General features: G+C 44.8%; 25 protein-coding genes. 1 reads left to right on the forward strand and 24 read right to left on the reverse strand.

Features of this window, described 5'->3' with window-relative positions; translation table 11 throughout:
- Nucleotides 1–131 precede the first annotated feature (131 nt).
- The 4 genes from rpoD to ccpN form a co-directional block, all read right to left on the reverse strand.
- Entirely contained in the window at nt 132–1,286 is a 1,155-nt protein-coding gene (rpoD, locus tag B0H99_RS05820) for an RNA polymerase sigma factor RpoD (RefSeq protein ID WP_106532698.1), read from the reverse strand.
- A 30-nt stretch (nt 1,287–1,316) separates the two neighbouring features.
- On the reverse strand, nt 1,317–3,113 hold the full coding sequence (dnaG, locus tag B0H99_RS05825; protein ID WP_106532699.1) for a DNA primase: 1,797 nt from the start codon (nt 3,111–3,113) through the stop codon (nt 1,317–1,319).
- 274 nt (nt 3,114–3,387) lie between these two features.
- Complete coding sequence (locus B0H99_RS05830) at nt 3,388–4,200, reverse strand: pyruvate, water dikinase regulatory protein (protein ID WP_106532700.1); 813 nt, start codon at nt 4,198–4,200, stop codon at nt 3,388–3,390.
- A gap of 10 nt (nt 4,201–4,210) precedes the next feature.
- On the reverse strand, nt 4,211–4,849 hold the full coding sequence (ccpN, locus tag B0H99_RS05835; protein ID WP_106532701.1) for a transcriptional regulator CcpN: 639 nt from the start codon (nt 4,847–4,849) through the stop codon (nt 4,211–4,213).
- Between the two features lie 312 nt (nt 4,850–5,161).
- Between ccpN and B0H99_RS05840 the strand changes: the two genes are divergently transcribed.
- Nucleotides 5,162–6,538 carry a glycine--tRNA ligase gene (locus B0H99_RS05840; protein WP_106532702.1) on the forward strand — a complete coding sequence of 459 codons (1,377 nt, stop codon included), beginning with the start codon at nt 5,162–5,164 and terminating at the stop codon, nt 6,536–6,538.
- Nucleotides 6,539–7,270: 732 nt separating this feature from the next.
- On the opposite strand, the gene recO is transcribed toward B0H99_RS05840, so the two are convergent.
- The 20 genes from recO to hemW all read right to left on the reverse strand — a co-directional run bounded on the left by recO (nt 7,271) and on the right by hemW (nt 26,830).
- A complete protein-coding gene (recO, locus tag B0H99_RS05845) occupies nt 7,271–8,053 on the reverse strand; it encodes a DNA repair protein RecO (protein ID WP_106532703.1) in 783 nt (260 codons plus the stop codon).
- 12 nt (nt 8,054–8,065) lie between these two features.
- Complete coding sequence (gene era / locus B0H99_RS05850; protein WP_106532704.1) at nt 8,066–8,983, reverse strand: GTPase Era; 918 nt, start codon at nt 8,981–8,983, stop codon at nt 8,066–8,068.
- Nucleotides 8,967–9,377 (reverse strand): cytidine deaminase, encoded by a 411-nt coding sequence (locus B0H99_RS05855; protein ID WP_106532705.1) that lies wholly within the window; start codon nt 9,375–9,377, stop codon nt 8,967–8,969. The genes era and B0H99_RS05855 overlap by 17 nt, the downstream gene beginning before the upstream one ends.
- Before the next feature lie 20 nt (nt 9,378–9,397).
- On the reverse strand, nt 9,398–9,751 hold the full coding sequence (locus tag B0H99_RS05860) for a diacylglycerol kinase family protein (RefSeq protein ID WP_106532706.1): 354 nt from the start codon (nt 9,749–9,751) through the stop codon (nt 9,398–9,400).
- Entirely contained in the window at nt 9,738–10,220 is a 483-nt protein-coding gene (ybeY, locus tag B0H99_RS05865) for an rRNA maturation RNase YbeY (protein ID WP_106532707.1), read from the reverse strand. The genes B0H99_RS05860 and ybeY overlap by 14 nt, the downstream gene beginning before the upstream one ends.
- Before the next feature lie 21 nt (nt 10,221–10,241).
- On the reverse strand, nt 10,242–12,356 hold the full coding sequence (locus B0H99_RS05870) for an HD family phosphohydrolase (RefSeq protein WP_106532708.1): 2,115 nt from the start codon (nt 12,354–12,356) through the stop codon (nt 10,242–10,244).
- 124 nt (nt 12,357–12,480) lie between these two features.
- Nucleotides 12,481–13,440, reverse strand: a complete 960-nt coding sequence (locus tag B0H99_RS05875) for a PhoH family protein (protein WP_106532709.1) — start codon at nt 13,438–13,440, stop codon at nt 12,481–12,483.
- A gap of 148 nt (nt 13,441–13,588) precedes the next feature.
- The gene (locus tag B0H99_RS05880; RefSeq protein ID WP_106532710.1) at nt 13,589–14,026 is read right to left on the reverse strand and encodes a hypothetical protein; all 438 of its coding nucleotides are present in this window, start codon (nt 14,024–14,026) and stop codon (nt 13,589–13,591) included.
- 34 nt (nt 14,027–14,060) lie between these two features.
- Entirely contained in the window at nt 14,061–15,047 is a 987-nt protein-coding gene (gene floA, locus B0H99_RS05885) for a flotillin-like protein FloA (RefSeq protein WP_106532711.1), read from the reverse strand.
- 2 nt (nt 15,048–15,049) lie between these two features.
- Nucleotides 15,050–16,375 (reverse strand): NfeD family protein, encoded by a 1,326-nt coding sequence (locus tag B0H99_RS05890; RefSeq protein ID WP_106532712.1) that lies wholly within the window; start codon nt 16,373–16,375, stop codon nt 15,050–15,052.
- A gap of 221 nt (nt 16,376–16,596) precedes the next feature.
- Complete coding sequence (rpsU, locus tag B0H99_RS05895; RefSeq protein ID WP_106532713.1) at nt 16,597–16,770, reverse strand: 30S ribosomal protein S21; 174 nt, start codon at nt 16,768–16,770, stop codon at nt 16,597–16,599.
- A 95-nt stretch (nt 16,771–16,865) separates the two neighbouring features.
- Nucleotides 16,866–17,534 (reverse strand): deoxyribose-phosphate aldolase, encoded by a 669-nt coding sequence (gene deoC, locus B0H99_RS05900; RefSeq protein WP_106532714.1) that lies wholly within the window; start codon nt 17,532–17,534, stop codon nt 16,866–16,868.
- A 27-nt stretch (nt 17,535–17,561) separates the two neighbouring features.
- Nucleotides 17,562–18,902 (reverse strand): tRNA (N(6)-L-threonylcarbamoyladenosine(37)-C(2))-methylthiotransferase MtaB, encoded by a 1,341-nt coding sequence (gene mtaB / locus B0H99_RS05905; protein ID WP_106532715.1) that lies wholly within the window; start codon nt 18,900–18,902, stop codon nt 17,562–17,564.
- A 13-nt stretch (nt 18,903–18,915) separates the two neighbouring features.
- The gene (locus B0H99_RS05910) at nt 18,916–19,653 is read right to left on the reverse strand and encodes a 16S rRNA (uracil(1498)-N(3))-methyltransferase (RefSeq protein ID WP_106532716.1); all 738 of its coding nucleotides are present in this window, start codon (nt 19,651–19,653) and stop codon (nt 18,916–18,918) included.
- A 12-nt stretch (nt 19,654–19,665) separates the two neighbouring features.
- Complete coding sequence (prmA, locus tag B0H99_RS05915) at nt 19,666–20,607, reverse strand: 50S ribosomal protein L11 methyltransferase (protein ID WP_106532717.1); 942 nt, start codon at nt 20,605–20,607, stop codon at nt 19,666–19,668.
- 295 nt (nt 20,608–20,902) lie between these two features.
- On the reverse strand, nt 20,903–22,021 hold the full coding sequence (dnaJ, locus tag B0H99_RS05920) for a molecular chaperone DnaJ (RefSeq protein WP_106532718.1): 1,119 nt from the start codon (nt 22,019–22,021) through the stop codon (nt 20,903–20,905).
- A 108-nt stretch (nt 22,022–22,129) separates the two neighbouring features.
- Entirely contained in the window at nt 22,130–23,953 is a 1,824-nt protein-coding gene (gene dnaK, locus B0H99_RS05925) for a molecular chaperone DnaK (RefSeq protein WP_106532719.1), read from the reverse strand.
- 20 nt (nt 23,954–23,973) lie between these two features.
- Nucleotides 23,974–24,546 carry a nucleotide exchange factor GrpE gene (gene grpE / locus B0H99_RS05930; protein ID WP_106532720.1) on the reverse strand — a complete coding sequence of 191 codons (573 nt, stop codon included), beginning with the start codon at nt 24,544–24,546 and terminating at the stop codon, nt 23,974–23,976.
- A gap of 19 nt (nt 24,547–24,565) precedes the next feature.
- On the reverse strand, nt 24,566–25,597 hold the full coding sequence (gene hrcA, locus B0H99_RS05935; protein WP_106532721.1) for a heat-inducible transcriptional repressor HrcA: 1,032 nt from the start codon (nt 25,595–25,597) through the stop codon (nt 24,566–24,568).
- 93 nt (nt 25,598–25,690) lie between these two features.
- Nucleotides 25,691–26,830: a radical SAM family heme chaperone HemW gene (hemW, locus tag B0H99_RS05940; RefSeq protein ID WP_106532722.1), complete on the reverse strand. Its 1,140-nt coding sequence runs from the start codon at nt 26,828–26,830 to the stop codon at nt 25,691–25,693.
- Between the last annotated feature and the right edge of the window lie 55 nt (nt 26,831–26,885).

Here is a 26,885-nt window from a genome sequence, read left to right on the forward strand (position 1 = left end):
CATCCCCTTTGTTGTGAATACGCTTACACTTTTCATTATATCGCTAAAATTCAGACAAACTCAACAATTAACAGAAATTCAACAAAAAAACCGCTCCTGCAAAAAATGCAGGAGCGGAAAATCCAATCGGTTTATTCCAAAAAGTCTTTCAAGCGTTTGCTGCGGGATGGATGGCGCAATTTGCGAAGCGCTTTTGCTTCAATCTGGCGGATACGCTCACGTGTAACCCCAAATACTTTACCCACTTCTTCAAGAGTGCGTGTGCGGCCATCATCAAGTCCGAAGCGAAGGCGGAGCACGTTCTCTTCGCGGTCTGTCAACGTGTCAAGCACATCTTCCAATTGTTCTTTCAACAATTCGTAAGCTGCATGGTCTGATGGAGACTGGGCATCCGAATCTTCGATAAAATCGCCTAAATGCGAATCGTCCTCTTCCCCGATCGGCGTTTCCAATGAAACAGGTTCTTGAGCAATTTTTAGAATCTCGCGTACTTTCTCCGGCTGCAAATCCATTTCTTCCCCAATTTCTTCAGGAGAAGGTTCGCGGCCCAGGTCTTGCAGCAATTGGCGCTGAACACGGATCAATTTGTTGATTGTTTCGACCATATGCACCGGAATACGGATAGTCCGCGCCTGGTCTGCGATTGCCCGAGTGATGGCTTGGCGAATCCACCAAGTTGCATAGGTGCTGAACTTAAATCCTTTTGAATAATCGAATTTCTCAACAGCTTTGATCAATCCCATGTTTCCTTCTTGGATAAGGTCCAAAAACAACATGCCGCGGCCGACATAGCGTTTCGCGATGCTGACTACAAGGCGCAGGTTTGCTTCGGCAAGGCGCTTTTTCGCTTCTTCATCGCCTTGTTCGATCAATTTGGCCAAGCGGACTTCTTCTTCTGCTTTCAAAAGGTCAACGCGTCCGATTTCTTTCAAATACATCCGTACCGGATCATTGATTTTAACACCTGGAGGAACGCTCAAATCATTCAAATCGAATTTTTCTTCGGTCGGCTTCATGAGACGGTCCAAATGTTCCTCGTCATCCGTTTTGCGTTCCAATTCAATTCCGTGCCCTTCCAATTGGTCGATGAATTCTTCTACTTGGTCGGACTCCATTTCAAAAACGGCTAATTTATCGGCGATCTGTTCATAATTGAGTTCACCAGTTTTCTTTCCTAATTCAATCAACTGTTTTTTCGCTTCTTCGATACCTGCTTCTGGACCTTCAATAGTCAATGGAATATTGCTTGCTTCAACTTCATTTGGGCGTTCAGACTTTTCAGCCATACGACTTCCTCCTTATAAAACGGAATCTATTTACAACGTCTTTCGTAAAGCGATCGCTTCTTGTGCAAGAAGCAAAGCGCGCTTTATATCGTGTTGTTTTTCCGCTTCTTTTGATTGCTGCATTTTTAATGTGATTTGCTGTTCAACTCGATGTTTTTCCAGGTGTTTTAAACAGTCCGCGATTTCTTCTTCTGCATGTTCCGGATCACGTTCTGCCAATGCGGTTTCCATAACCAACTTGCGAAGTTCCGCATCTTGGAGCGTTTCAAGGAATTTATGGAAGTCTGCTTTGTCCCATTCTTCATAAAACCCTAGCAATTGGACGTAAAGTGCTTGGAATTCTTCACTGGCAAACGGAATTTGGGTCGGATCAGAAGCCACTTTCTTCATTACACTGGAATCCGCCATCAAATGCGAGAAAAGCAGCCGTTCAGCCCGATGCAATGCAGTTACTTGTTTAACAACTTTCTTGGCTGGTTTCAACGGCTGTTCGGGGCGGTTTCGTTCAATCGATTTATTTTCCAGTTTGCGGTAATGCTGCAATATGGCTTCTTCAGAAAGGCCGGTTTCCCCAGCCAGCTGCTTAATATACAAATCCCGTTCAATCGGAGTTGAGCGGCCTGCAAGCAACTGCAGCACTTCCTGAATGTATTGCAGCAAATCATTCTCGTACTGGAAATTTTTATATCTACGGGCATGCATCATCGCAAACGCTATAAACGCATGCGGCTTGCCGATAATTTGCTCTTTGAAAGCTTCACTGCCATGTTCGCGGACAAAATCATCAGGATCCATCTTGCCCGGCAGAACGGCAACTTCCACTTTGAACTTTTCCTCATTAAGTGCAATGGCAGCTCTTTTAGCAGCTTCCCATCCTGCATCATCCCCATCAAAGCAAATAACGATTTCTTGGGCAAACCGTTTTAATTGCTTGATATGCTGATTCGTCAAAGAAGTTCCCATTGTTGCAAGCGCATTGTCCACTCCTGCTTTACCGGCTGCTATCACGTCCATAAAGCCTTCAAATAAAATGATTTTCCGGTTTTTCCTTATGGCGCTTCTGGCTTGGTGGACATTGTACAGCACTTGGCTTTTTTGGAAGATGGGCGATTCCGGGCTGTTCAGATACTTGGCTTCTTCTTTAGAGTTTTCCAGAATACGGCCAGAGAATGCAATAACCTTTCCGCTTTCGTTCATGATTGGAAACATAATTCTTCCACGGAACCGGTCAAAAAACCCATTTGATTGTTCTCGCTTGATGGCAAGGCCGCTGGTCGTCAATTCTTCGTCGCTGAACCCTTTTCGCTGCAAAGCTTTTGCCATGTAGTTCCATTCAGGAAGCGACCATCCAATGCGGTTCTTTTCAATGATTTCCTTCGTGAATCCGCGGCTTTCCAGATAATCAAGAGCCGCTTGCCCTTCTTCAGTGTTCATTAAAATATGATGGTACATGTCAGCAGCAAACTCATGCATGGAAACAAGCTGTTGATCGCTTTTGGAAGGGGCATTGGGCGAATCTCCCGGTGCATTTACTTCAACTTCGATGCCGGTGCGCCCTCCCAAGTTTGATAAAGCTTCTTGGAAGCTGATATTCTCAATATCCATCAAAAACGTAATAACATTTCCACCGGCTCCACAACCAAAACAATGAAATATTTGTTTGTCGGATGTAACAGAAAAAGATGGCGTGCTTTCCCCGTGGAACGGACAAAGGCCAAACCAATTTCGGCCTCTCTTGGTCAATTGGACATATTCACCGACTATATCAACAATATCCGTACTGGAGCGAATTTTCTCAACCACTTCTTCAGGAACTCGATTAGACACTTTATCACCATCTTTGTTTGTTTCACGTATTTATTATTCGTGATATAGCAGCAAATCCCTTTATTTTTCCGATAAAAAGATGTCCCTTCAAAATGCTCTTATATAGCTTTAGCCACAAAACTATATTATAAAACGTTTTTTCACAAAAATCTACTAAGAAAAGCTGAAGTGCCTGTTAAGCTCCAGCAATCATTCCGGCATTCGAAAAGACAGGCAATTTTGACCAACCGCCTGCTTTTCTTCAAACAGAAAAACCGCCTTCTCAGGTGGCTCTTCACACTTTGTCTTTGTATTTAGTTAAGATGAGGTTAGCGGTTTCTTCTACTGCCCGGTTTGTCACATCCACCACTTCACATCCAATTTTCTCTACCACTCTGTTAAAATGTTCAATTTCTTCGTGAATCCGCTCGATCCTTGCATAATTGGCGTCGTCGTTCAAGCCAAGTGCAATAAGCCGCTCTTTTCGGATATTGTTTAGTTTATCAGGAGAGATTACAAGTCCAAAGCATTTAGCTGGATCTACTCGGAACAATTCTTCCGGCGGATCTACTTCCGGTACAAGCGGAACATTTGCCACCTTTAAACGCTTATGCGCAAGATATTGGGAAAGCGGCGTTTTCGAAGTCCGGGAAATGCCGACCAGGACAATGTCGGCCATCAATATGCCTCGAGGGTCTCGTCCATCGTCGTATTTAACGGCGAATTCTATAGCCTCGACTTTTTTAAAATAGTCATCATCCAACTTTCTGACAAGCCCTGCTTCTTCAAGCGGCACTGCTCCAAGCTCTTCTCCTAAAGCATCTAGAAGCGGACCCATTAGATCGACTGCAGAAACGTGGAATTTTGCTGTTTCTGCCACCAGGTATTCCCGCAATTCTTTGGATACGAGTGTATAGACGATGAAGGCCCGTTGAGCAGCTGCCAATTTAATGATTTCCTGCAAGTGCACTACCGAATCGATATAAGGAAACCTTTTCAGTACAGCATGCTGATCTGTATTCAAGTATTGGCTGATGGCTGCTTTCGCAACCAGTTCGCCTGTTTCCCCTACTGAATCGGAAACGATGAACAAGCGGAGTGGATTCATATTTTGCACCTCACAATTCGTGGCTTTCCGACAAAGATAAAAAAGCACGGGTAATATTTGTTTTCGTCAATCTGCCGATGACTTTCAACCCTTCCGGCTGTTCGATAACGACCGGCAAGGCATCGATTTGCTGATTGATCAGACGGTGTGCCGCTTGTATAAGCGGTTCGTTCTTAAAGCAAAACGTAACATTGGGCATTCGGGTCATGATGATATGTACTGGAATGGTGGACAAATCCTGATTGCCCAGACTTGTTCGAAGAAGGTCTTTCCTGGATAAGACGCCCGTCAAAAATGATTTTTTATCAACAACAAATAAAGTGCCGACATCATCCAAAAACATTTGGCTGATCGCATCATAGACGCTGACGTCTTCCCTTACAACCACCGGAATCGATTGGAAGTCACCGACTTTCATGTTGTTCATCGTTTCTGAAATGTCTTGTCCCGGTTTTTTGCCCGAATAAAAATAGCCAACACGCGGGCGGGCATCTAAAAAGCCTGCCATGGTCAAGATGGCTAAATCGGGCCGTAAAGTAGCTCTTGTTAAATGCAAACGTTCAGCAATTTGCTCTCCTGTAATCGGGCCATTGCCTTTGACAATCTGCAAAATCTCTTCTTGCCTCTTATTGAGTTCGATCAGACTCACCGCCTCAAAATATGTTATACTCAATGTTCATTATTATATACGAATAACCGGGATATTGCGAAGAAAAGATTAGCGTGATACAATTACTAGCGAAATGAATACCAGACAATGATGGATTTAAAAAACTGTCGCTTCCAAGCGAGCGGGGATGGTGAAAGCCCGCACAGACAGGAACAGGCAATCCGGAGTCCTATTTTTCAAAGCGGGCTGCATTCAGCAGCCAATCGAGGTGGAACCGCGGGTCATAACGTACTCGTCCTCGGACATAATGTCCGGGACGTGTGCGATTTTTTATTTTATGGAGGTAATGGTATGTCAATGGAAGATGTAGTAAATTTAGCAAAGCACAGAGGGTTTGTATTTCCGGGCTCTGAAATCTACGGGGGCTTGGCAAACACGTGGGATTACGGCCCACTCGGCATCGAATTGAAAAACAACGTTAAAAAAGCTTGGTGGAAAAAGTTTGTCCAGGAATCCGTACATAATGTCGGTTTGGATGCTGCCATCTTGATGAACCCAAAAACTTGGATAGCTTCAGGCCACGTTGGCAACTTTAACGACCCGATGATCGATTGCAAGAGCTGCAAAACACGGCACCGCGCCGATAAATTGATCGAAGATGCGCTGGATGCAAAAGGCATCGAAATGATCGTCGACGGTTTATCTTTTGAACGCATGGCTGAATTGATCCAAGAACACGACATCAAATGCCCGGTATGCGGTGCAAAAGATTATACCGATATTCGCCAATTCAACTTGATGTTCAAAACTTTCCAAGGTGTCACCGAATCTTCTACGAACGAAATTTTCCTGCGCCCGGAAACGGCACAAGGAATTTTCGTAAACTATAAAAACGTCCAGCGCTCTATGCGCAAAAAAATGCCTTTCGGAATTGCCCAGATCGGCAAAAGCTTCCGCAACGAAATCACGCCGGGGAACTTCACATTCCGCACACGTGAATTCGAACAAATGGAACTTGAATTTTTCTGCAAACCGGGCGAGGATTTGGAATGGTTCGCTTACTGGCGCGACTTCTGCAAAAATTGGCTGCTTGAATTGAACATGACTGAAGCCAACATGCGCCTGCGCGATCACGACGAGGATGAATTGTCTCATTATTCAAATGCTACAACTGATATCGAATATAAATTCCCGTTCGGCTGGGGCGAACTTTGGGGCATTGCGGATCGCACCGACTTTGACTTGAAACGCCACATGGAACATTCAGGTGAAGACTTCAACTATATCGATCCGATCACAAACGAACGTTATGTGCCTTATTGCATTGAGCCATCTCTTGGCGCTGACCGTGTTACGCTGGCCTTCTTGGTTGATGCTTATACGGAAGAAGAACTTGAAAACGACGACAAGCGGACTGTATTAAAGCTGCATCCTGCGCTTGCGCCATACAAAGCTGCTGTTCTGCCACTTTCTAAAAAATTGGCTGAAGGCGCAACAGATGTATTCGCTCAGCTGGCGAAACACTTCATGGTCGATTATGATGAATCTCAATCAATCGGAAAACGCTACCGACGACAAGATGAAATCGGAACTCCGTTCTGCATCACTTATGATTTCGATTCAGTTGAAGATGGCCAAGTAACCGTGCGCCACCGCGATTCGATGGAACAAGTCCGTATGCCGATCGCTGAAGTGCAGGCATACATCGCTGAACATACACAATTTTAATAATGAAAAAGCAGTTTGCCCTGAGCAAACTGCTTTTTTTCTGTTGAGAACTTCTATGATTAAAAAAGATAGGTATATAATCCAACCGGCCCGGCCACTTCGCTTTCCGTGGGCTTAGCTTCAGCCTCCTCGACACTGTAAAAACCGTTGCTCCTGCATCGCGGCGCTAGCTTCGTCGCAAGATACGGCCTAAACTTCCTTTATGCCATATCTGCCTCCTGGGTCTTCCGCTCAAGTCGCTCCGTCGTTTCACTCCGTCACTGCTCCCACAGGAGTCTCCGTGTCCAGGCCGGTTTAGCTTCTTTTACGGAAAGTGTCAGGCTCTCACCCTAGTTCTCAGTTGCAGCATCAGCAGGCAAAAGACGCCTGTAGCGCCCACTGGCTTAGGAACCGGAGCGGAAGGCGGCGACTCCTGTGGGACCAGCACGAGCCGAAGACCCTGGAGCGAGCACAGCGAGTGAAGCGGCTGAGGCCGTGCCCGCGGAAAGCGAGCGCCGGAACGGAAAGCCCCGCTGTCTAAGCCGAATTTCTTTCCATTCCCCAAGAAAAGAAAGAAGAAAACCACTTGACTATTGATAAGAAAGCGTCCGCCTGGAGCGCAATGATCAGCTATCTATCAATTTTTTCGATAGCTTGGAAAAGCAGTTTGCCTAATTGTAACCTGCTTTTTTTGTCTATTATATCCGCCAATTCCAGTGAAACAATCCAGCTAAAAGAAAAGCCGCCAAAGACTTATTCGTCTTTTGGCGGCTCTTCTTTATTCGGAAAAAATTCCGGTGTTCGCTCAATCTGTTCAAGAAAACTCCTGGATTTCAAGCGAATCCCTGCCTGCTCTTCGTAAATGGTTCGAACAATTTGTTTCAACAACAGTTTAGATTCTTTTTTCAGTTTCAATGAACCGACGCGTTCGATCGGAACGAAAAAGAGTGTCCGAATTACTTTTACCATTGCCGGACTCAAACGAATGATATAGCGGTCAATTTCGAAACAGCGATGGCATAAAAAGCCAAGCTCCTGGAACGAAAAAGCAAATTCGCCTTCTGTCGCCCCGCAATTGGCGCATTGGTGCAACGTTGGAGTCAGCCCGGCATACGGCAGCATTTTCCACTCGACGAACAAGGTGATCGCTTCTGGATCATATCCCTCGTCAATGGCATGAAGCGCTTGATAAAGCATTTCATATACCACCGGCTGCGGTTCATCCTGCTCGGTCAAACGGTCGATCAGTTCGGTGATGTAACTCGCGTGAGCAGTCGCCATGATGTCTTCCCGGATATGCCGGAGTGATTCCAGCGGGTCGCCGTGCTGAATGGTCCCCATGCCTTTTCCTTTATAGATTGAAAAAGTGCCGTGTGTAAACGGCTGAGTAATTGCAGCTAGTCTGCTCGCTGGTTTTTTTGCCCCTTTAGCCATGCACGTGATTTTGCCGGCTTCCCTTGTAAAAAGGGTGACGATCTTATTCGTCTCGCCATAAGGGCGTGCACGGATCACAATACCTTCTAATTGATTTTGCATGCGGGCCGCTCCTTAGTATTCGTCGTCTCGGAAACCGAAATCGCGCAAATGCACTGCTTTATTGCGCCAGTCTTTCTGTACTTTCACCCAAAGCTCTAAATAGACTTTGGAGCCAAGAAGGTTTTCAATGTCTTTTCGCGCACGGCTGCCGATTTCTTTCAATAATACGCCTTTTTTGCCGATAACAATGCCCTTTTGGGAGTCCCGTTCTACCATGATGGTCGCTTGGACACGAATCATGTTTTCGCTTTCTTGGTCAGGCGCAATTTTCTCGATTACAACGGCAATCGAATGCGGAATTTCCTCACGCGTTAAATGCAGCGCCTTTTCGCGGATCAATTCAGAAATGATAAAACGTTCCGGGTGATCCGTCACTTGGTCGGCTGGATAGTATTGCGGTCCTTCCGGCAAATATTCCGTTATTTTGCCAAGCAAGTTCTCAATATTATTGCCTTGAAGCGCCGAGATGGGAATGGCTTCTTTAAAATCAAACTCATTGCGGTACGATTCGATGATTTTAGGCAGATCGTTCGGATGGACTTGATCGAGTTTGTTAAGCACCAAAAAGACAGGAACTTCGATGCCTTTAAGCATCTCAAGCACAAAACGGTCTTGTTTGCCGATGCGGTCGGCTGCACTTGCAACAAATAGAAGAACATCCACTTCCCGGAATGTGTTTTTTGCAACTTTTAACATGAAATCACCCAATTTATGGCGTGGTTCATTAATTCCTGGTGTATCGATAAAGACCATTTGGCTGTCGTTCGTTGTTACCACACCTTGTACCTTGTTGCGCGTCGTTTGCGGCTTATCGCTCATGATAGCGATCTTCTGGCCGACCACCCGGTTCAGGAAAGTCGATTTCCCTACATTCGGGCGTCCGATGATGGAAATAAACCCTGATTTAAAGCCGTTATTTTCTTGCTGCATATTTTAAATCCTCCGTGGAAAATGCACCTGGAAGCAGTTCACTAACCGTCGTTTCCTGGACATCCCCTTTTAAATTTGTCAGATAAACCGGCATTTCCGGCGAGCAGAATTCAGCCAGTACTTGGCGGCAAGCACCACATGGCGATACCGGACCTTCCGTATCCGCTGCAACTGCAAGGGCAGCGAATTTCAGGTCCCCTTCCGAAACGGCTTTGAACATTGCTGTCCGTTCTGCACAGTTTGTCATGGAATAGCCTGCGTTTTCGATATTGACCCCTTGGTAGACTTTGCCGTCAGCTGTTAAAAGCGCCGCACCTACTGGAAAATTCGAGTAAGGCACGTATGCTTTGCTGCGGGCAGTGATTGCTTGTTCCATCAATTGTTGTTTCTCCATTATCTATCACCTCTGTAAGATTAAAACCATTTTGGCATAAAGATTAGTAAACCAATTATAGCACTAGCCAGAGCAAAAACCAAAACTGCACCGGCCGCTATGTCTTTTGCCTGCTTTGCAAGCGGATGAAAATCACCCGTCACCAGATCCACCACCCGTTCAAGTGCAGAATTGACCATTTCCAAAGCAATCATTCCGCCTATCAGCCCGATGATTATCAGCCATTCTATATAAGAAAGCCCTGTGAAAAAAGCTGCCAGCACTACTATGATGGCAGACAAAAAATGAAAACGGACATTTTGTTCTTTGGCTAGTGCAGCTCTGATTCCTTCCGCCGCAAATTTAAACGACCGAAAAAATCTACTCGCGTTCATGCTGGCTACGCATAATCCCCAAAGAAGATAAAATCTCCTCTTGGCGCGAAAACATTATTTTCTCGTCTTCTTTGTTCATATGATCATAGCCAAGCAAGTGCAAAAATCCGTGGACAGCCAAAAAGCCCAATTCACGCTCAAAAGAATGTCCATAGTCTGCTGCCTGCTCTTTTGTGCGGTCAATCGATATGATGATATCGCCAAGCATGCGCGGGGCCATCATGCCGACAACCTCTACTTCCCCTTCTCCCATTTCCTCCATAGGAAAAGAAATAACATCTGTCGGTTCGTTTTTTCCGCGGTATTCCTTATTGATGCCGCGAATCATGTCGTTTGTCACAAAAGATACAGAAACTTCGGCGTCTCCGATATCCTCTGCCGTCGCCGCATGCAGCAGCACCTTTTCAACAAACTGCAGGTCATTTTCTTTTAGCGTAGCAGTTTCATCCAGTAAATCTATCGACAACATAGCAGTTCCTCCTGGCTTTGTTTATTTTGGATACTCGATTCTCGTATGGAATGTGCCATTCATGGTTTCACACATCACCTTTTTCACGGTCTTCAATTCTTTCATCGTTATATCGCATTCATCAAATTGCCCATCTTTCAGTTTATCCTCTACAATAGCGTCCACCAAATTTTTTATCTTTTCTGACGTTGGTGCTTTCATGGAACGGACTGCAGCTTCAATGCTGTCAGCAATGCAGATGACCGCTATTTCCTTTGTTTGCGGCTTTGGCCCGATATAGCGGTAATGCTCTTCGCTGACTTCCGGATTTTTCTCTTTTTCCTTGTGGTAAAAAAACTTCAGCAAACTGGTGCCGTGATGCTGCATGGCAATATCGACGATTTCTTTCGGCATCTTATGCCTTTTTAAAATATCCGCCCCCTGTTTGCTATGAGCCAATATGATATCCCGGCTCGTTTCCGGCGGAATAGCATCATGTGGATTCGGAATATTCAACTGATTTTCTATAAAGAACTGCGGCATTTTCGTTTTGCCAATATCATGATAATAACATCCGACACGTGCAAGTAAACCATTTGCTCCTATAGCTTCACAAGATGCATCTGCTAAATTGGCGACCATGACACTATGATGATACGTTCCAGGCGTTTCCATTAAGATTTTTTTAAGCAGCGGGTGATTGGGATTAGACAATTCAATCAGCCGCATAGTAGACAACTTTCGGAAAGCCGATTCAAAAAATGGCAGCAGTCCCATTGTTAACGCTCCGGAAGCCAGACCCGAAGCCACTGCCGCTCCTATATAAAATCCGACTTCTGTCCAACTATACTGGCGTTGGCTCATGAGCAGGTAAAATCCTACATATAGAACATTCACCGCAGCAACAACTAGGCTTGCTTGCAGCAAATAGGCGCGGCGATCATTCCGTTCGATCAAATAAATGCCGGTGATTCCGCCAATTAAGATATAAAGCACTATGTTCATTTCAACTATTTCTGCATAATCTCTTTGCAGCATGATTCCGGCACTTACTGCGATAAAGAAAGATGCGAAAATTGCGTAACGCTCATCTATCAGCAAGCGGACAATCATGCCGGCCAATGCAGTCGGAAAAAGAAAAGCTACGTTCACATCAAAATTAGGGCCGACTAAACTGATCAATTTCAACAATGCCAGGGAAACGGCCAGTACGAAACCCAGTATCAAAAGCGACGTTATTTTATCCGGCTTTTTAGCCATCGACCGCGCTGTAATCAGCGACAGCAAACTCATGGCAATCACGATAAAAAGCAAGAGCCCTATCAAAGGTTTAAAGTTCTGCTTTTCTTCAGTCAAGCCTGCTAGTTCCAATTGGCGATATACTTCCCGATCCACGACCTGGCCCTCTTGAACAAGCACTTGCCCCTGCAATATACGGGTTGGTTCGACGCTAGCTTTGGCTTGCTCCATCTGGGCTTTTGTCAGTTCTTCATCAATCATCTCGTTCGGCTTGATGGCGAACCGAGCGATAGCAGTAGCCGCCGGCAAAATGGAAGTCGGTATGCTCTTATTTCCCCGAATTTCTTGTTCTATGCTGTTTTTCACGGCCATAACCGCTTCTTCCCTCAGCGGTTCGCTTAGCTTATTTTCAATAGTATCTTGTAAAATTTTCTGTACGCCACGAAGTCTTTCTTCCGGCAATAATAAAAGATTTTGCAGAGTTTCATCGGTTAATTTCAAATCGTTTCCGCTCGATTCTATTAAACGAAGATTTTCCCGGAGGGCAGAAACCATGGAAGCCATATCCGGCGCTTTTTTCCCTTTAACATTTACCATGTTTTTCACTTCTAACACATAGTCAAAAAGAGAGCCGATAACAGCTGCCTGATTTCCAGCCAGTTCATCGCTATACTGATAGCTCGGAGAGATTTCAGCCGCTACACGGTTTCTTTCCAATTCCGTTTTAATCGGATCTTCAACCGTCTTGGCTGAACGGATTGTTTCATCCGACAGCTGAAAAAGTTGGATATCGTACGTTTCATTGTTGATCGAAGAATACAAGAATGCATACACCATGACCCCGATTAAAAAAATTAATCCGATTGATATTACTTTATAACCAGCCTTCTCATAAAGGCTTTTTGCCTGCTGGCGCATCAAACCACCCCACTCTTTATAGTACAATCATATCAATAGTAGGATGGGATTTCACGGGCTATTTCAAAAAATTTGAAATTCTTTCCTATTTCTAAAATTCTAATGCAAACGAAAAACCAGCCGATTAAGAAGGCTGGTTATCGTATGCTTGAATGATTTTAGCAACAAGTGGGTGTCGCACAACATCTCCACTTTCTAAATACTGGAAATGAACGCCTTTGACGCCTTTTAGAATGGTTTCAGCGGCTATCAAACCTGACTCAGCTCCACGCGGTAAATCAATTTGTGTTTTATCGCCAGTTATAATCATTTTCGAATCAAAGCCAAGACGGGTCAAAAACATTTTCATCTGAGCTTTTGTTGTATTTTGCGCTTCGTCCAGGATGACAAATGCCTGATCCAATGTGCGTCCGCGCATATAAGCGAGCGGAGCAATTTCAATAATCCCTCTTTCAATAAATCGATTGGTTTGTTCCAATCCCAATACATCATGAAGTGAATCATACAAGGGGCGGAGATAAGGATCTACTTTCTCTTTCAAATCGCCAGGCAGAAACCCAAGGCTTTCTCCTGCTTCAACTGCTGGACGCGTCAAAATGATCCTCTTAACATTGCCGTTTTTAAGGGCTTGTACTGCCATTACTACAGCCAAATATGTTTTGCCGGTTCCAGCTGGCCCAATTCCGAAAACCAGATCCCGACCTCGTACTGCATGGATATAATGGCGCTGCCCAATGGTTTTCGCACGGATTGATTTGCCGTTCGCATTTTTTGCAATTTCCTCTTCATATAGTTCAGCAAAATATTCAATTGTTCCAGCTTTCGCCATTTCGATTGCCGAGACAATGTCCCGCTGATCAATATTGATGCCTTTGCGGATAACTTTAAGCAATTGTTCAATCAGAAGTTTGCCCGTCTGTTTGCCTTCATCTGTGCCGGATAATCTGATGACATCTCCTCGGGTGATAATTTGAATATTCAGTGCTTCTTCGATGAGAGTCATATGATTATCAGAAATACCAAGAAGCAGCAAAGCTTCATTTGGATCTTTAACATGCAGTTCGAGTAGTTGATTTTCTGTCATGTAGACGCTCCCTTGAATTTGAGTAGTAGTTACTATTCTCACTCTATCATTAATTATCTGTGTCTGTAAAACATTTAGTTGCCGGATAGGATGGGGGAACGAACAAAAAAGCCGCCTGGCATATTCCATATGCCAGGCGGCTGCTCCCTTAACGTTTCGATTTTGGCGGCATCAAAATCTCCGCTAAAATGATACTTTTCTTCAAATCCTCTTTCTTGAGAGGAAATAATTCATCAGCTGCAGAAGGAGTTTTCGCACTCACAGCTGTACGCGTTTGATTGGCAGTCAACCTGCCTACCGTTTCATTCACCGGAATTTCTTTTTTGGCTTCCCGGCCCCAAGATCGGGAGTCGGCAACAGTTTCCTGTACTTTTCTCGTAACTTGCCTTGTTTTTTCCGGCTGTTGTTTCGTTTGAGTTTGTATTTCGCCAAAAATTTCCTTGGCGTAATCTTCCGCTCGTTTTATGGTCCGCTGTCTGGTCGCCTGTGGCGTGTTTTTCTGGCCGGGCGCCTCTTCATCCGTCTTTTTCTGAGAGAAAAGAGCACCAAGAGCCATGACGATCAATCCTATAAGTAAGCCTTCCACATTGAACCACCATCCTTCCTGGAGTTAACCTGGATTATTTAGTGTCCGACGTGTCTGCTCCAGAGCGGGCGATCGAATCACGCATGCTTGTATCCGCTTGGACATTTCTATAATTGATATAATCCATAACGCCAAAGTTTCCGTTGCGAAGTGCTTCCGACATTGCCATCGGCACTTCCGCTTCCGCTTCTACTACCTTCGATCTCATTTCCACTACTTTTGCTTTCATTTCTTGTTCGCTTGCAACAGCCATCGCGCGACGTTCTTCCGCTTTTGCCTGTGCGATTTTCTTATCAGCTTCGGCTTGTTCAGTTTGAAGTTCGGCACCAATGTTTTTACCGATGTCAACATCCGCAATATCAATCGACAGAATTTCAAACGCAGTACCCGAATCAAGCCCTTTGCCTAGAACAGTTTGGGAAATCAAATCCGGATTTTCAAGCACTTTCTTGTGGTTCGTGCTCGAACCGAGTGTAGAGACAATCCCTTCGCCGACACGCGCAACAATTGTTTCTTCACCGGCACCACCGACAAGGCGGTCGATATTCGCACGAACTGTAATACGGGCTTTCGCTTTCACTTCAATTCCATCCATTGCCACACCAGCAATAAATGGCGTTTCAATTACTTTCGGATTAACAGACATCTGTACTGCTTCCAAAACATCTCGGCCTGCTAAATCAATGGCAGCTGCACGTTCAAACGGCAAATCGATGTTTGCCCGATGAGCTGCAATTAATGCATTAACTACACGGTCTACATTACCACCAGCAAGGTAATGGCTTTCAAGCTGATTGATCGTTACTGTCAAGCCCGCCTTTGAAGCTTTGATCAGCGGATTAACAATCCGCGACGGAATAACTCGGCGAAGCCGCATCCCGATCAATGTAAAAATACTGATTCTTACTCCAGCCGCCATTGCAGAAATCCATAGCGTAATTGGAACAAATGTAAAGAATATGGAAAGTACTACGATTACAGCAATTATTGCTGCGGCTAATCCTATTGTTTCAAGTCCCATTCTTATTCCACTCCTTCTTGGTCTAATTCCCGTACAACAATGCGCGAACCTTCTACTTTGATAATCTTAACGCTTTTTCCTGCATCCACGAAACGACCTTCTGATACAGCATCAATCCGTTCATCGTTCAATTTAATGGTTCCGGATGGCCGAAGGGCTGTCATTGTAACAGCTGTTTGGCCGATCAATTCGGTTCGGTTAACATTCGACACATAACCGCTTTCGGTATCCGTCGCATCCATCAAGATGATCCGGTTGAACAAATGAAGCCGTTTGCCAAAGAATTTCAACAAAATCACCATCCCTGCTGTAGCTATGATCAATGCAATTAGTATGGCAATGGAAGTTGTTTGAAAATCTCCTCCCGCCAAAAGGATACTGCTGAATATTGCCATTAATCCTAAAAACCCTAGTACTCCTCCCGGCACAAAAACCTCTGCCGCCAAAAGGCCAAACCCGATAATTAGCAAAACAATGGCTTCGTATCCTGCTAAGCCCGCTACCATATGTCCATAGAAAAACAGCAATAGCGACGATAGTCCAATAATTCCAGGTATGCCTATACCAGGTGTAAACAACTCTAAGAGCAATCCCAGAAAAGCAATCGACAGCAGGATCGGCACAACTATCGGACTCGTCAAAAAGCGGGCAAGCTTTTCGGAAAAAGTTTCATTAATCGTTATGAGGTTTGCATCATCATAATTTTTTAAAGCCAACAGTTCCTCGATGGTTGATACTGTGCCTTCGGAATAATCGACCTGTTCAGCTTCCGATGCATTCAACGTAAGCAATTTCCCTTCACCTAATTGAAGCTCTGGCACCGATATTGACGCATCTGCCATTGCCAATGCATAGAGGGGGTCTCGCCCAGTAGATTCGGCTGCGTTTTTCATAGACGTCAGCCAAGCACTGTTTGCTTTATCAGTCGCTGCATTACCGGCTTGGTCAATCACTTGTGCAGCGCCCATGCGGCCCTTAGGGTGCATGTAAATTTCATCGCTGTTCAAAGCCAAGAAAGCACCGGCAGACAGCGCATCTCGATTGATGAAAGCAATTTTTTCGAGCTCGGTTTCCTCCATCAAGCGGGCAATGCCATCAGCGGCAGTAACGAAGCCTCCGGGAGTATCAATATCAAAAATGATAGTATCAGCCCCGGCAGCTTCAGCTTCTTCAATTCCTCTCTCAATAAATGACTGCAAGCCTCTTTCGACTTCAGCCTCGATAGGAATAACGTAAACGGTTGGCGTATCGGCGTGGACAAGCGGTAAAAATAAAAGAAGCGACATCAGCAAAAATAAAAAAGCTGTAAAAACCTTGGCGCCGCGCAAAGGAATTCCTCCTCTTGTTTTACTGTACCCCTTATTTACGAATGAGAACGCAAATGGTTTCAAGTTTCTTTAGGTTTCTACTATATTATAGAAGATTTTTTAGAATGAAAAAAGAACGGACTCTTTAACTGTATTAAAAAACCGGCTGCACGAATAATTCGTACAACCGGTTTTAGCTGATCGTTCATATTTTTTAATAATCAATTATAAAGTAAAATCAATTAAAATTTACGTTTACGCGCAGCTTCTGATTTCAATTTGCGTTTTACGCTTGGCTTATCATAAAACTCACGCTTTCTTACCTCTTGCATTGTTCCGGATTTAGAAACAGTGCGTTTGAAGCGGCGAAGAGCATCTTCAATTGATTCGTTTTTACGAACAGTTGTTTTTGTCATCTCTTTTTCCCTCCCTCCGAACACACGTTGAAACTAATAACAACTAGTGTTATATACTCATAAATTATAACCTACGATTAACTAGAGGTCAATACTTAATAATCGGAATTCGAAGTTAGGCCCTGCATGATTTGAACACCTGAACTGGCACCGATGCGGCTGGCCCCTGCTTCGATCATCGCTTGGACATCTTCTAGACTTCTGACGCCACCCGAAGCTTTAACCCCAAGGTCAGCCCCTACGGTTTCGCGCATTAACTTTACATCTTCAATCGTTGCTCCTCCAGTAGAAAAACCAGTTGAAGTTTTAACAAAGTCAGCACCTGCTTCTTTTGCCAAACGGGAAGCTTCCACTTTTTCCTCATCTGTCAAAAGAGCTGTTTCGATGATAACTTTTACGATTGCTTTGCCTTTTGCCGCTTCAACGACTGCTTCAATATCTTTTTTAACCAGTTCGCCATTGCCACTTTTTAATGCTCCGATATTGATAACCATATCAATTTCGCTTGCGCCTTTCGAAATGGCATCCGCCGTTTCAAATGCTTTTGTTTGGGACGTTGAGGCTCCTAGCGGAAAACCGATGACTGTGCACACTTTCACCGTGCTTTCTTGAAGTTCAGCTGCTGCAGCTTCGACCCAAGCCGGATTTACGCAAACTGAAGCGAACTCGTACTGATCCGCTTCCTGGCAAAGCTTGGCAATTTGTTCGTGTGTTGTTTCTGCTTTTAGTAATGTATGATCGATATAAGAGGCGATGTTTGTCATGTAAAAAAGCTCCATTCTATTATCTTATTAAGATTGAACAACCATTTCTTCCATCACCCGAACAAATTGTCCGGTGTTATATGGATACCCTGCTTTTAATATTTTCACTTTGACGATTTTGCCAATCAAGGAATCGTCACCAGGTATGGCGACTTTTAAATAATTATCTGCATAGCCTTCCACCATTTCGATTGCCGGGTTGCCGTCATGGCGTTCTTCCGGAATGATTTCCAGCATCTCTCCTTCAAACTTGGAAGCGTATTCTTTTGCAAGTTGATCATTCAATGTGATCAGCCGATGAACCCGCTCATTTTTGATGTCTTCATCAATCTGTCCATCCATTCGCGCTGCAGGGGTGCCAGTCCGTTGAGAATAAGGAAAAACATGCAGCTCAGAAAACTTATGATCGTTAATAAAATTAAACGTTTCCATGAATTCTTCTTCCGTTTCGCCCGGGAAGCCAATGATAACGTCCGAAGTAATGGCTAGATTGGGCAGTGCTTTCCGCAACTGCACGAGCCTGTCTGCAAAAAATTCCATCGTGTATTTTCGCCGCATCCGTTTCAGCACAGTGTTCGATCCTGATTGGATCGGGATATGCAAATGGCGTACGACGATACTCGATTCTTGCAGAACATTGATTACCTCGTCTGTCAACTGGCTTGCCTCTATGGAAGAAATCCGCAAGCGTTTTAAGCCAGTTACCTGGGTTTCCAGATCCCGCAAAAGCTGTGCAAGATTATAGTCTTTTAAATCCTCGCCGTATCCTCCGGTATGGATGCCGGTCAAGACGATCTCAAGATAACCCGCATCCACCAATTGTTGCGCTTGGCGAACCACTTCTTTCGGATCGCGCGAACGCATCAAGCCGCGTGCCCAAGGAATAATGCAGAAAGTGCAGAAGTTGTTGCAGCCTTCCTGGATTTTCAACGAAGCCCGGGTCCGGTCCGTAAAAGCAGGAACATCCAGTTCTTCGTAGATACGGTTTTTCATAATATTGCCGACTGCGTTGATAGGAGTCCGCTCTTTTTTATATTGTTCGATATAGCCAAGCAGTTTCGTGCGGTCCTGTGTCCCGACCACAATATCCACTCCAGGAATCGCCATGATTTCAGCCGGCGAGGTTTGGGCATAGCAACCGGTTACACAAATAACCGCATCCGGATTGCTGCGCACAGCACGTCGAATAACTTGCCGGCTTTTCTTATCTCCGGTGTTGGTGACAGTACAGGTATTGATTACATAAACCTCGGAATGATGATCAAACTCACGGCGCTCATACCCCTGTTCCTTGAACAGTTGCCAGATTGCTTCTGTTTCGTAATGATTCACTTTACAGCCTAAAGTATGGAAAGCTACTGTCGACATAAGTGGCCACCTCTCATTCATATTCATAGGAAAATGCTGATAGCGCATAAAGCGGAGCGGTTTCAGCCCGCAAAATACGGGGACCTAATGAAGTGAACAATGCTCCAGCTTCTTTTAAACGTGAAACTTCGTTTTCGGAAATGCCGCCTTCAGGTCCAAATACCAGAAGGATTGAGCTTTTATCATACAATGATTTTAAAATATCGGCAAATCTTGTCGGCACGTCTCTGCGCGCTTCTTCTTCATAAGCGACGACTACAGCATCAAAGGATTGGACCGCTTCCATCAATTGAGTGAACATGTGGATTTTATGTATGACTGGTATATGTGTACGATGCGATTGTTCTGCTGCTTCTTTGGCGATTTTTTGAAGCCGTGCAATTTTTTTATCGTTTTTTGATGAATCCCATTTAACGATCGAACGTTCCGCCGCAAACGGCATCAACGCATACATTCCCAATTCAGTTCCTTTTTGAGTGACTAGTTCCAGCTTGTCGCCTTTTGGCAGACCGCATGCAATTGTCACCTTTTTAGGCATTTCAGTTTTAGCTTCAATTTCTCCCTTGAGTTCTACTTCAACATCAAACTCTGCTGAACGAATTTCAGCGAGAAAAGCCTTCTTTTCCATGACCACAAGCAATTGATCTCCGGCAGATTGGCGCATAACTTTGGCGATGTGCTTCGCATCATCGCCTGTTATGGAAACTATTTTATTGCCGGGAATTTTGCCTTCTACGAAATACCGCTGCATCATAGCACCCCGTTATTCTGGTTTTTTTGAAATGATTGTTACCCAGTCTTCCATCATCATGACATCTTCCACAACGAATCCTGATGCTTCGAGCGCTTCTTTAACATCGTTTTTCTTAGGCATAATAATGCCCGAAGTGATGTAAATTCCGCCCGGCTTGACCACTTGGAAAGCGTCATCGGTGAAAGAAATGATGATCTCAGCCAAAATATTCGCGACCACAACGTCGCCCGGTTCTTTTATGGTGTCGAGAAGATTGCCTTGGACAACAGCGATCTTGGATTGCATTTTGTTCAGCTTCACATTGATTTGGGCCGCATGAACTGCCACCTCATCCAAATCAAGCGCATGCACATGTTCTGCACCCAGCATGGCAGCTCCGATAGCTAAAACACCAGATCCTGTTCCAACATCTATCACTTGATGACTGGGTTGGACAGTTTTCTCCAATGCCTGCAAACTCATAACTGTAGTCGGGTGTGTTCCCGTTCCGAAAGCCATGCCTGGATCCAATTCGATAATCAACTCATCGCTTGAAACCGGGTTGTAGGTTTCCCATGTCGGCACTATTGTAAAGCGCTTTGAAATTTTCACCGGGTGGTAATATTTCTTCCAGGAAGTGGCCCACTCTTCTTCGTTCACTTCGCTGATTGTTACAACATTCGCACCAAGGTTGATATCAAATTTCACTAGATTGTTGATGGCTAGTTTGATCGCTTCAACTGTTTCCCCTAAAAAACTATTTACAGGCAAATAGGCTTTTAAAATGACTCCTTCTTTAGGAAAATCACTTGGATCAAGCGAATAAATTTCACCGAAGCGGTCTTCCCGCTCTTTTGCAAAATCTTCCGAGTCCTCGATCACTACACCACTAGCTCCCGCTTCATGCAAGATATTTGAAACAGACTCGATTGCTTCGTTTGTCGTGTGGATCGACAGTTCTGACCATTTCATAAGTCTTTGGCTCCTTTGTACTTGGTTCAATGCATCATTACGAAAAATGGGCTAATCATTTTAGCCATAGATCATCCGCAAATTACTGCATTCGCTCCGTGGTTTGGGCTCGCCGCTGTTTTTCTCCATCCTTCTTGAAAATCTATAAAAGAAAGAGCAGAAGGCCGCGAAAAACTTTCATCTTCCAATAAATCGCTTTATTAGCTTCGAGACGTGGAAAAGTATTGGCGCGGTTTCTTCTGCCCTTCTTTTATTCTGGAGTTATTTTGTTCAACAGAGAAATGAAAATTATTTCTTAATCGCCTTTGATGGTTCGTTTGATTTTGTCGAACAATGAACTGCTTTGTTCTTCCGGAATATCGCCGCTGATTTCTGCAAACTCACGCAGCAACTGCTTTTGCTTTTCGTTCAACTTTGTTGGTGTCTTCACGCGGATAATAATGTGTTGATCACCAGTGCCATAACCGTGAACATTTTTGATTCCCTTCCCTTTCAAGCGGAATTTCGCTCCACTTTGAGTGCCTGCAGGAATCTTCAATTTCACTTTGCCTGATACAGTCGGAACTTCAATTTCATCGCCTAGCGCAGCTTGAGCAAACGTAATCGGCAATTCCAGGTAGATGTCATCTCCGTCACGTTCGAATTCTTTATGTGGCCTTACACGGAAGACAACATATAAATCACCTGCAGGACCACCGTTTACACCTGGTGCTCCTTGGCCGCTAACGCGCAATTGTTGGCCATCATCCACACCGGCCGGAACGCTGACTTTGATTTTTTTGACTTTGCGAACTTTTCCATCCCCTGAGCAAGTCGGGCATTTTTCTTCGATAATCTGGCCTGTTCCTGAACAGTGATGGCACGCTCTGCGATTGACCATACGGCCAAACGGCGTGTCTTGTGTAACATTCAATTGACCAGAACCTTCACAATGTGGACACGATTTCTTTTTCGTCCCAGGCTTCGCGCCTGAACCGTCACAAGTTCCACAAGTTTCATCTTTAGGGATTTCAATTGTAGTTTCCTTGCCGAAAACAGCGTCCATGAACTCGATATTCATAGAGTATTGAAGATCGTCGCCTTTTCGTGGCGCATTCGGGTCACGGCGTCTTGTGCCGCCGCCAAAGAACGTGCTGAAAATGTCTTCAAAACCGAAGCCGTCAGCTCCGCCGCCAAAACCGCCGAAGCCTTGGTTTGGATCTTGATGGCCAAATTGGTCATATTGCGCCCGCTTTTGGTCATCGCTCAATACTTCATAGGCTTCTTTTACTTCTTGGAATTTTTCTGACGCGTTGTCATCTTTATTGATATCCGGATGGAATTTTTTTGATAGCGTCCGGTATGCTTTTTTGATTTCTTCTTGCGTAGCAGTCTTTGAGACTCCCAGCACTTCGTAATAATCTCTTTTGTTCATGACGTCACTCTCCTCTTGCAATCAACTGTAATTGTACACGGTTTGGAATGGGCTTGCAAAGACATTGAAAAAGCCAAAGCATTTGCTTTGCTTTGACTTTTCCAGGCCTTACTTATCTTTATCGTCGTTTACTTCTTCGAATTCAGCGTCGACAATGTCGTCTCCGGGATTAGCGCCTGCTTGCTCGCCTTGCTGGGCAGCTGCCGCTTGCTCATAAGCTTTCATTGCCAACCCTTGAAGAATTTCGTTCAACTTGTCTTTTTTCTCGCGGATGTCATCGATGCTGCTGCCTTCAAGAGCAGTTTTCAATTCATCGCGAGCTGCTTCAGCTTGTTGCTTTTCGTCCTCGGTAACTACTTCACCAAGATCTTTGATCGTTTTATCAGTTTGGAAGACCGCTTGGTCCGCTTCATTGCGAAGGTCTACTTCTTCTTTTACTTTTGCATCCGCTTCTGCGTTTTCTTCCGCTTCTTTAATCATGCGCTCGATTTCTTCATCAGACAACGAAGTGTTGGACTGAATTGTAATCGTTTGTTCTTTTTGAGTTCCCAAATCTTTCGCTTTTACGCTAACGATACCGTTTTTATCGATATCAAAGGTTACTTCGATTTGTGGAATGCCGCGTGGTGCTGGCGGGATATCCGTCAATTGGAAACGGCCAAGTGTTTTGTTGGCTGCAGCCATTGGGCGCTCCCCTTGAAGAACATGGATATCAACAGCCGGCTGGTTGTCAGCAGCAGTCGAGAATGTTTGTGATTTTGAAGTCGGGATTGTCGTGTTGCGTTCAATCAACTTAGTGAACACTCCGCCCATTGTTTCAATACCAAGTGACAATGGCGTTACGTCAAGAAGAACAACGTCTTTGACATCACCAGTCAACACGCCGCCTTGAACAGCAGCACCCATTGCTACAACTTCATCCGGGTTAACGCCGCGATGCGGGTCTTTGCCAGTTTCGCGTTTAACCGCTTCTTGTACTGCCGGGATACGAGTCGATCCGCCGACAAGAATTACGCGGTCTAGTTCTGAAGCCGAAATGCCTGCGTCTTTCAATGCTTGGCGAGTCGGTCCCATTGTCCGTTCAACTAATGAATTTGTCAATTCGTCAAACTTCGCACGAGACATTGTTACTTCCAAGTGAAGCGGGCCAGCTTCGCCAGCAGTGATGAATGGAAGCGAGATTTGAGTTGATGACACACCAGACAAATCTTTTTTCGCTTTTTCAGCAGCATCTTTCAAGCGCTGAGTCGCCATTTTGTCTTTTGACAAATCGATGCCATTTTCTTTTTTAAACTCTTGTACCAAGTAGTCAATAATCACTTTATCAAAGTCATCCCCGCCTAGACGGTTGTCGCCGGCAGTTGATTTCACTTCGAATACGCCATCGCCAAGTTCAAGGATCGAAACGTCGAAAGTACCGCCGCCAAGGTCATAAACAAGGATAGTTTCGTCTTTTTCCATTTTGTCCAAGCCATATGCAAGTGCTGCTGCAGTCGGCTCGTTGATGATGCGTTCCACTTCAAGTCCGGCAATACGGCCAGCGTCTTTTGTCGCTTGGCGCTCTGCATCATTAAAATAAGCTGGAACCGTGATAACCGCTCTAGTTACTTTTTCGCCAAGATATTCTTCTGCATAGCCTTTAAGGTATTGAAGAATCATTGCAGAAACTTCCTGCGGCGTATATTCTTTACCTTCAGCTGTAACTTTTTGTTGTGTTCCCATTAAACGTTTAACAGATTGGATGGTATTCGGGTTCGTGATCGACTGGCGCTTTGCCACTTCCCCGACTTGGCGTTCGCCATTTTTAAATGCCACAACAGAAGGAGTGGTGCGGTTGCCTTCTGGATTTGGAATGATTTTTGGTTCGCCGCCTTCTAATACTGCGACTGCTGAGTTTGTAGTTCCTAAGTCAATACCAATAATTTTACTCATTTAAATTCCTCCATTGCCTATTATTCGTTAACTTTTACCATTGCCGGGCGCAAAACTCTGCCTTTAAGGCTATAGCCTTTTTGCAGTTCTTGGAGCACGGTGCCCGATTCCGCACTTTCATCTTTTTCTTGCATCACTGCCTGGTGAACATGCGGATCGAACGCTTCGCCGACAGCTTTGATTTCTTCTAGCCCTTCGCGTTTAACCGCTTCAAGAAGCGTACTGCGGACCATTTCAAGCCCTTTTTGCAGAGAAATCGCTTCGTCGCTTTTCACTTCTACTGAAAGCGCGCGCTCGAAATTATCCAACACTGGCAATAAATCCGAAAGGATCGACTGAGCGCGGAATTTTTCAGCATCTTGCCTGTCTTTAACTACCCGACGTTTAAAATTATCATAGTCGGCCAACAAGCGAAGATACTTGTTTTGTTCCGCTTCAAGCTCTTTTCGAAGCGCTGCAGCTTCATCTTTCGTCTCTTCTGCTGGTTGTTCTTCTGTAATTTCCGTATCAACGTCCGTAACAGCTGCTTCTGTTTCCACTTCAGCGTTGGTTACTGCTTCTTCCGTTTTCAACGGTTCATTTTCTTTAGACAAATCCTGTTCCTCCTTTTGTTCACTTAGCCCGGAACATACGGGTCAGCTCTTTCGACAGATCGCCGCTCAATATATCAAGCATAGAAACGATCCGCTTATAGTCCATGCGCTTTGGACCTACAATGGCGATTGAACCTGTCTGCTCTTCTCCGATATCGTAAGAAACCGTAATAACGCTACAGTCTTCCATTGCGGACAAGGCATTTTCCGATCCAATGCGAATGTGGAGCCCTTGCGTTCCGACAGGCAGGATCAGCGGAATATGCTGTACCCCTTCCATAACATCCATCAAATTCCGGATTTTTTGGATATCGTGGAAATCCGGCTGTTTTAAAATATTCAGCTTGCCGCCGAAATAGACATTTTCCTCATGAGGCAAAACTGCCGCTTTCCGCAGTGTTGTGAACAATTCGCCATACCGTTTCACATGTTGCCGCAATATGGTCATTGTCTCTTGTTCCAAGCGGAGATGCAAATCATTCAATGGCACCCCGACGAGGCGCTCATTTAAGATATTGATCATTTTCTCGATGTCGGAAGAGTTGATGCCCTCAGGTATCGTAAATACACGATTTTCGACATGGCCATTGTCAGTTACGATGATCGCAACTGCCGTATCGGCCGTCAGAGGAACAATAGACAACTTTTTGACGATGTGCTTACCCACATCCGGTCCAAGCAAAATAGCTGTGTAGTTGGTCAACTCGGACAAAATCATGGCAGACCGTTTGATTACTTCCTCGGTTTCCGTGATTTTGTCTTCAAAAATTGATCGAAGCTGCACAATATCTTGCTGCGGAAGCGGTTTTGGCGTCAGCAAATGGTCCACATAATAACGATATCCTTTTTGGGAAGGAACCCGTCCGGAAGACGTATGCGTCTTTTCAAGAAAACCTAATCCTTCCAGATCAGCCATCTCATTCCGTATGGTCGCGGGACTAAATGGAATTTCGGATTTTTTGGATAGTTGGTTTGATCCGACCGGCTGAGCTGATTGAATATAATCATCTACTGTCACCTTTAAAATGAGTAACTGCCGTTCTGTTAACATGATCATCACCTCTGTTAGCACTCTAGTTACCCGAGTGCTAATACTAAACTAAAATTACCAAATTCCAATGTTGTTGTCAACGATTGCGCTTTTCTACCCAAGCAAAAATTGCTCGAATACTTCATTGCCGACAAAACGCCCTTTTCTCGTTAATTTGATAAAGTCTTGTTCAATGACCAAATTTTTTTTGTCGATTTCTTTTTTGACAATGGCGTCGTAAATCTCCTCAATCGGCCGTTGGAATTTTTTCTGGAATCCGCTCAATGAAACTCCTGCAGTTTTGCGGAGACCCAAGAACATCTCTTCTTCCATTTGCTCATTTACCGGCACTTCGTGGGTATTGAGCAACGGCCGTTTGCCTTCTTCGAGCGGAGCCATGTATTTTTTTAACGGTCCAGCATTAGAGTACCGAATGCCATTAACATAGCCATGGGCACCTGCTCCAACGCCAATATATTCAGCATTGTCCCAATACAGAAGATTGTGTCGGGATTCAAAATTGGGGCGCGCAAAATTTGAAATCTCATATTGCTTCAACCCGCGTATGTCCATTTCGTCCATGAGCTTGTCGTACATATCTGCTTCAAGGTCTTCAGTGACAGTATTCAGCTTTCCTTTTGTCATCAAGTTATAAAATACAGTTTTCGGTTCAATGATCAACGAGTAGGCGGAAAAATGCGGAAGATCGAAAGCAAACGCCTTCTCCAGCGTATCGTTCCACTGTTCCATCGACTGGCCGGGCAATCCGTACATCAAGTCAAAACTCAAATTGGTGAAGCCGACCTGCCTGGCTGATTCAACGGCTCTTGCAACGTCGCCGTTGCTGTGCGTGCGGCCTAAACGTTTCAGAAGATCTTCATCGAACGATTGGACACCCATGCTAAGCCGGTTGACGCCGCCGTCGAACAGCACTTGCATTTTTTCTTTCGTCAATTCATCGGGATTGGCTTCAGAGGTCCATTCCAAGTTGTCTGCCATCGGAACATAGCGATGAATGTAACCGAGCAACGTTTCAAGTTGTTGCGGCGTCAAAGAAGTTGGTGTGCCTCCGCCAAGAAAAACAGTCTCAAGCGGCTGGTCAAGCGCGCCTTCTTGTTTCCAAAGCGCCAGTTCTTTGCCGAGAGAATCGATATAGGCATCAACAGGCTGGTCTTTGAAAAAGACTTTATTGAAATCACAGTAATGGCAAATCTGGTGGCAGAATGGAATATGGATGTACAATCCTTTTACCATGCTTGTTTTTCCTTCTTTCTAATAGGAAAAGGAGGCGCAGAATCGGGCCTCCTTT

It is taken from the genome of Planomicrobium soli (assembly GCF_003014655.1).
Lineage (GTDB): Bacteria > Bacillota > Bacilli > Bacillales_A > Planococcaceae > Planococcus > Planococcus soli_B.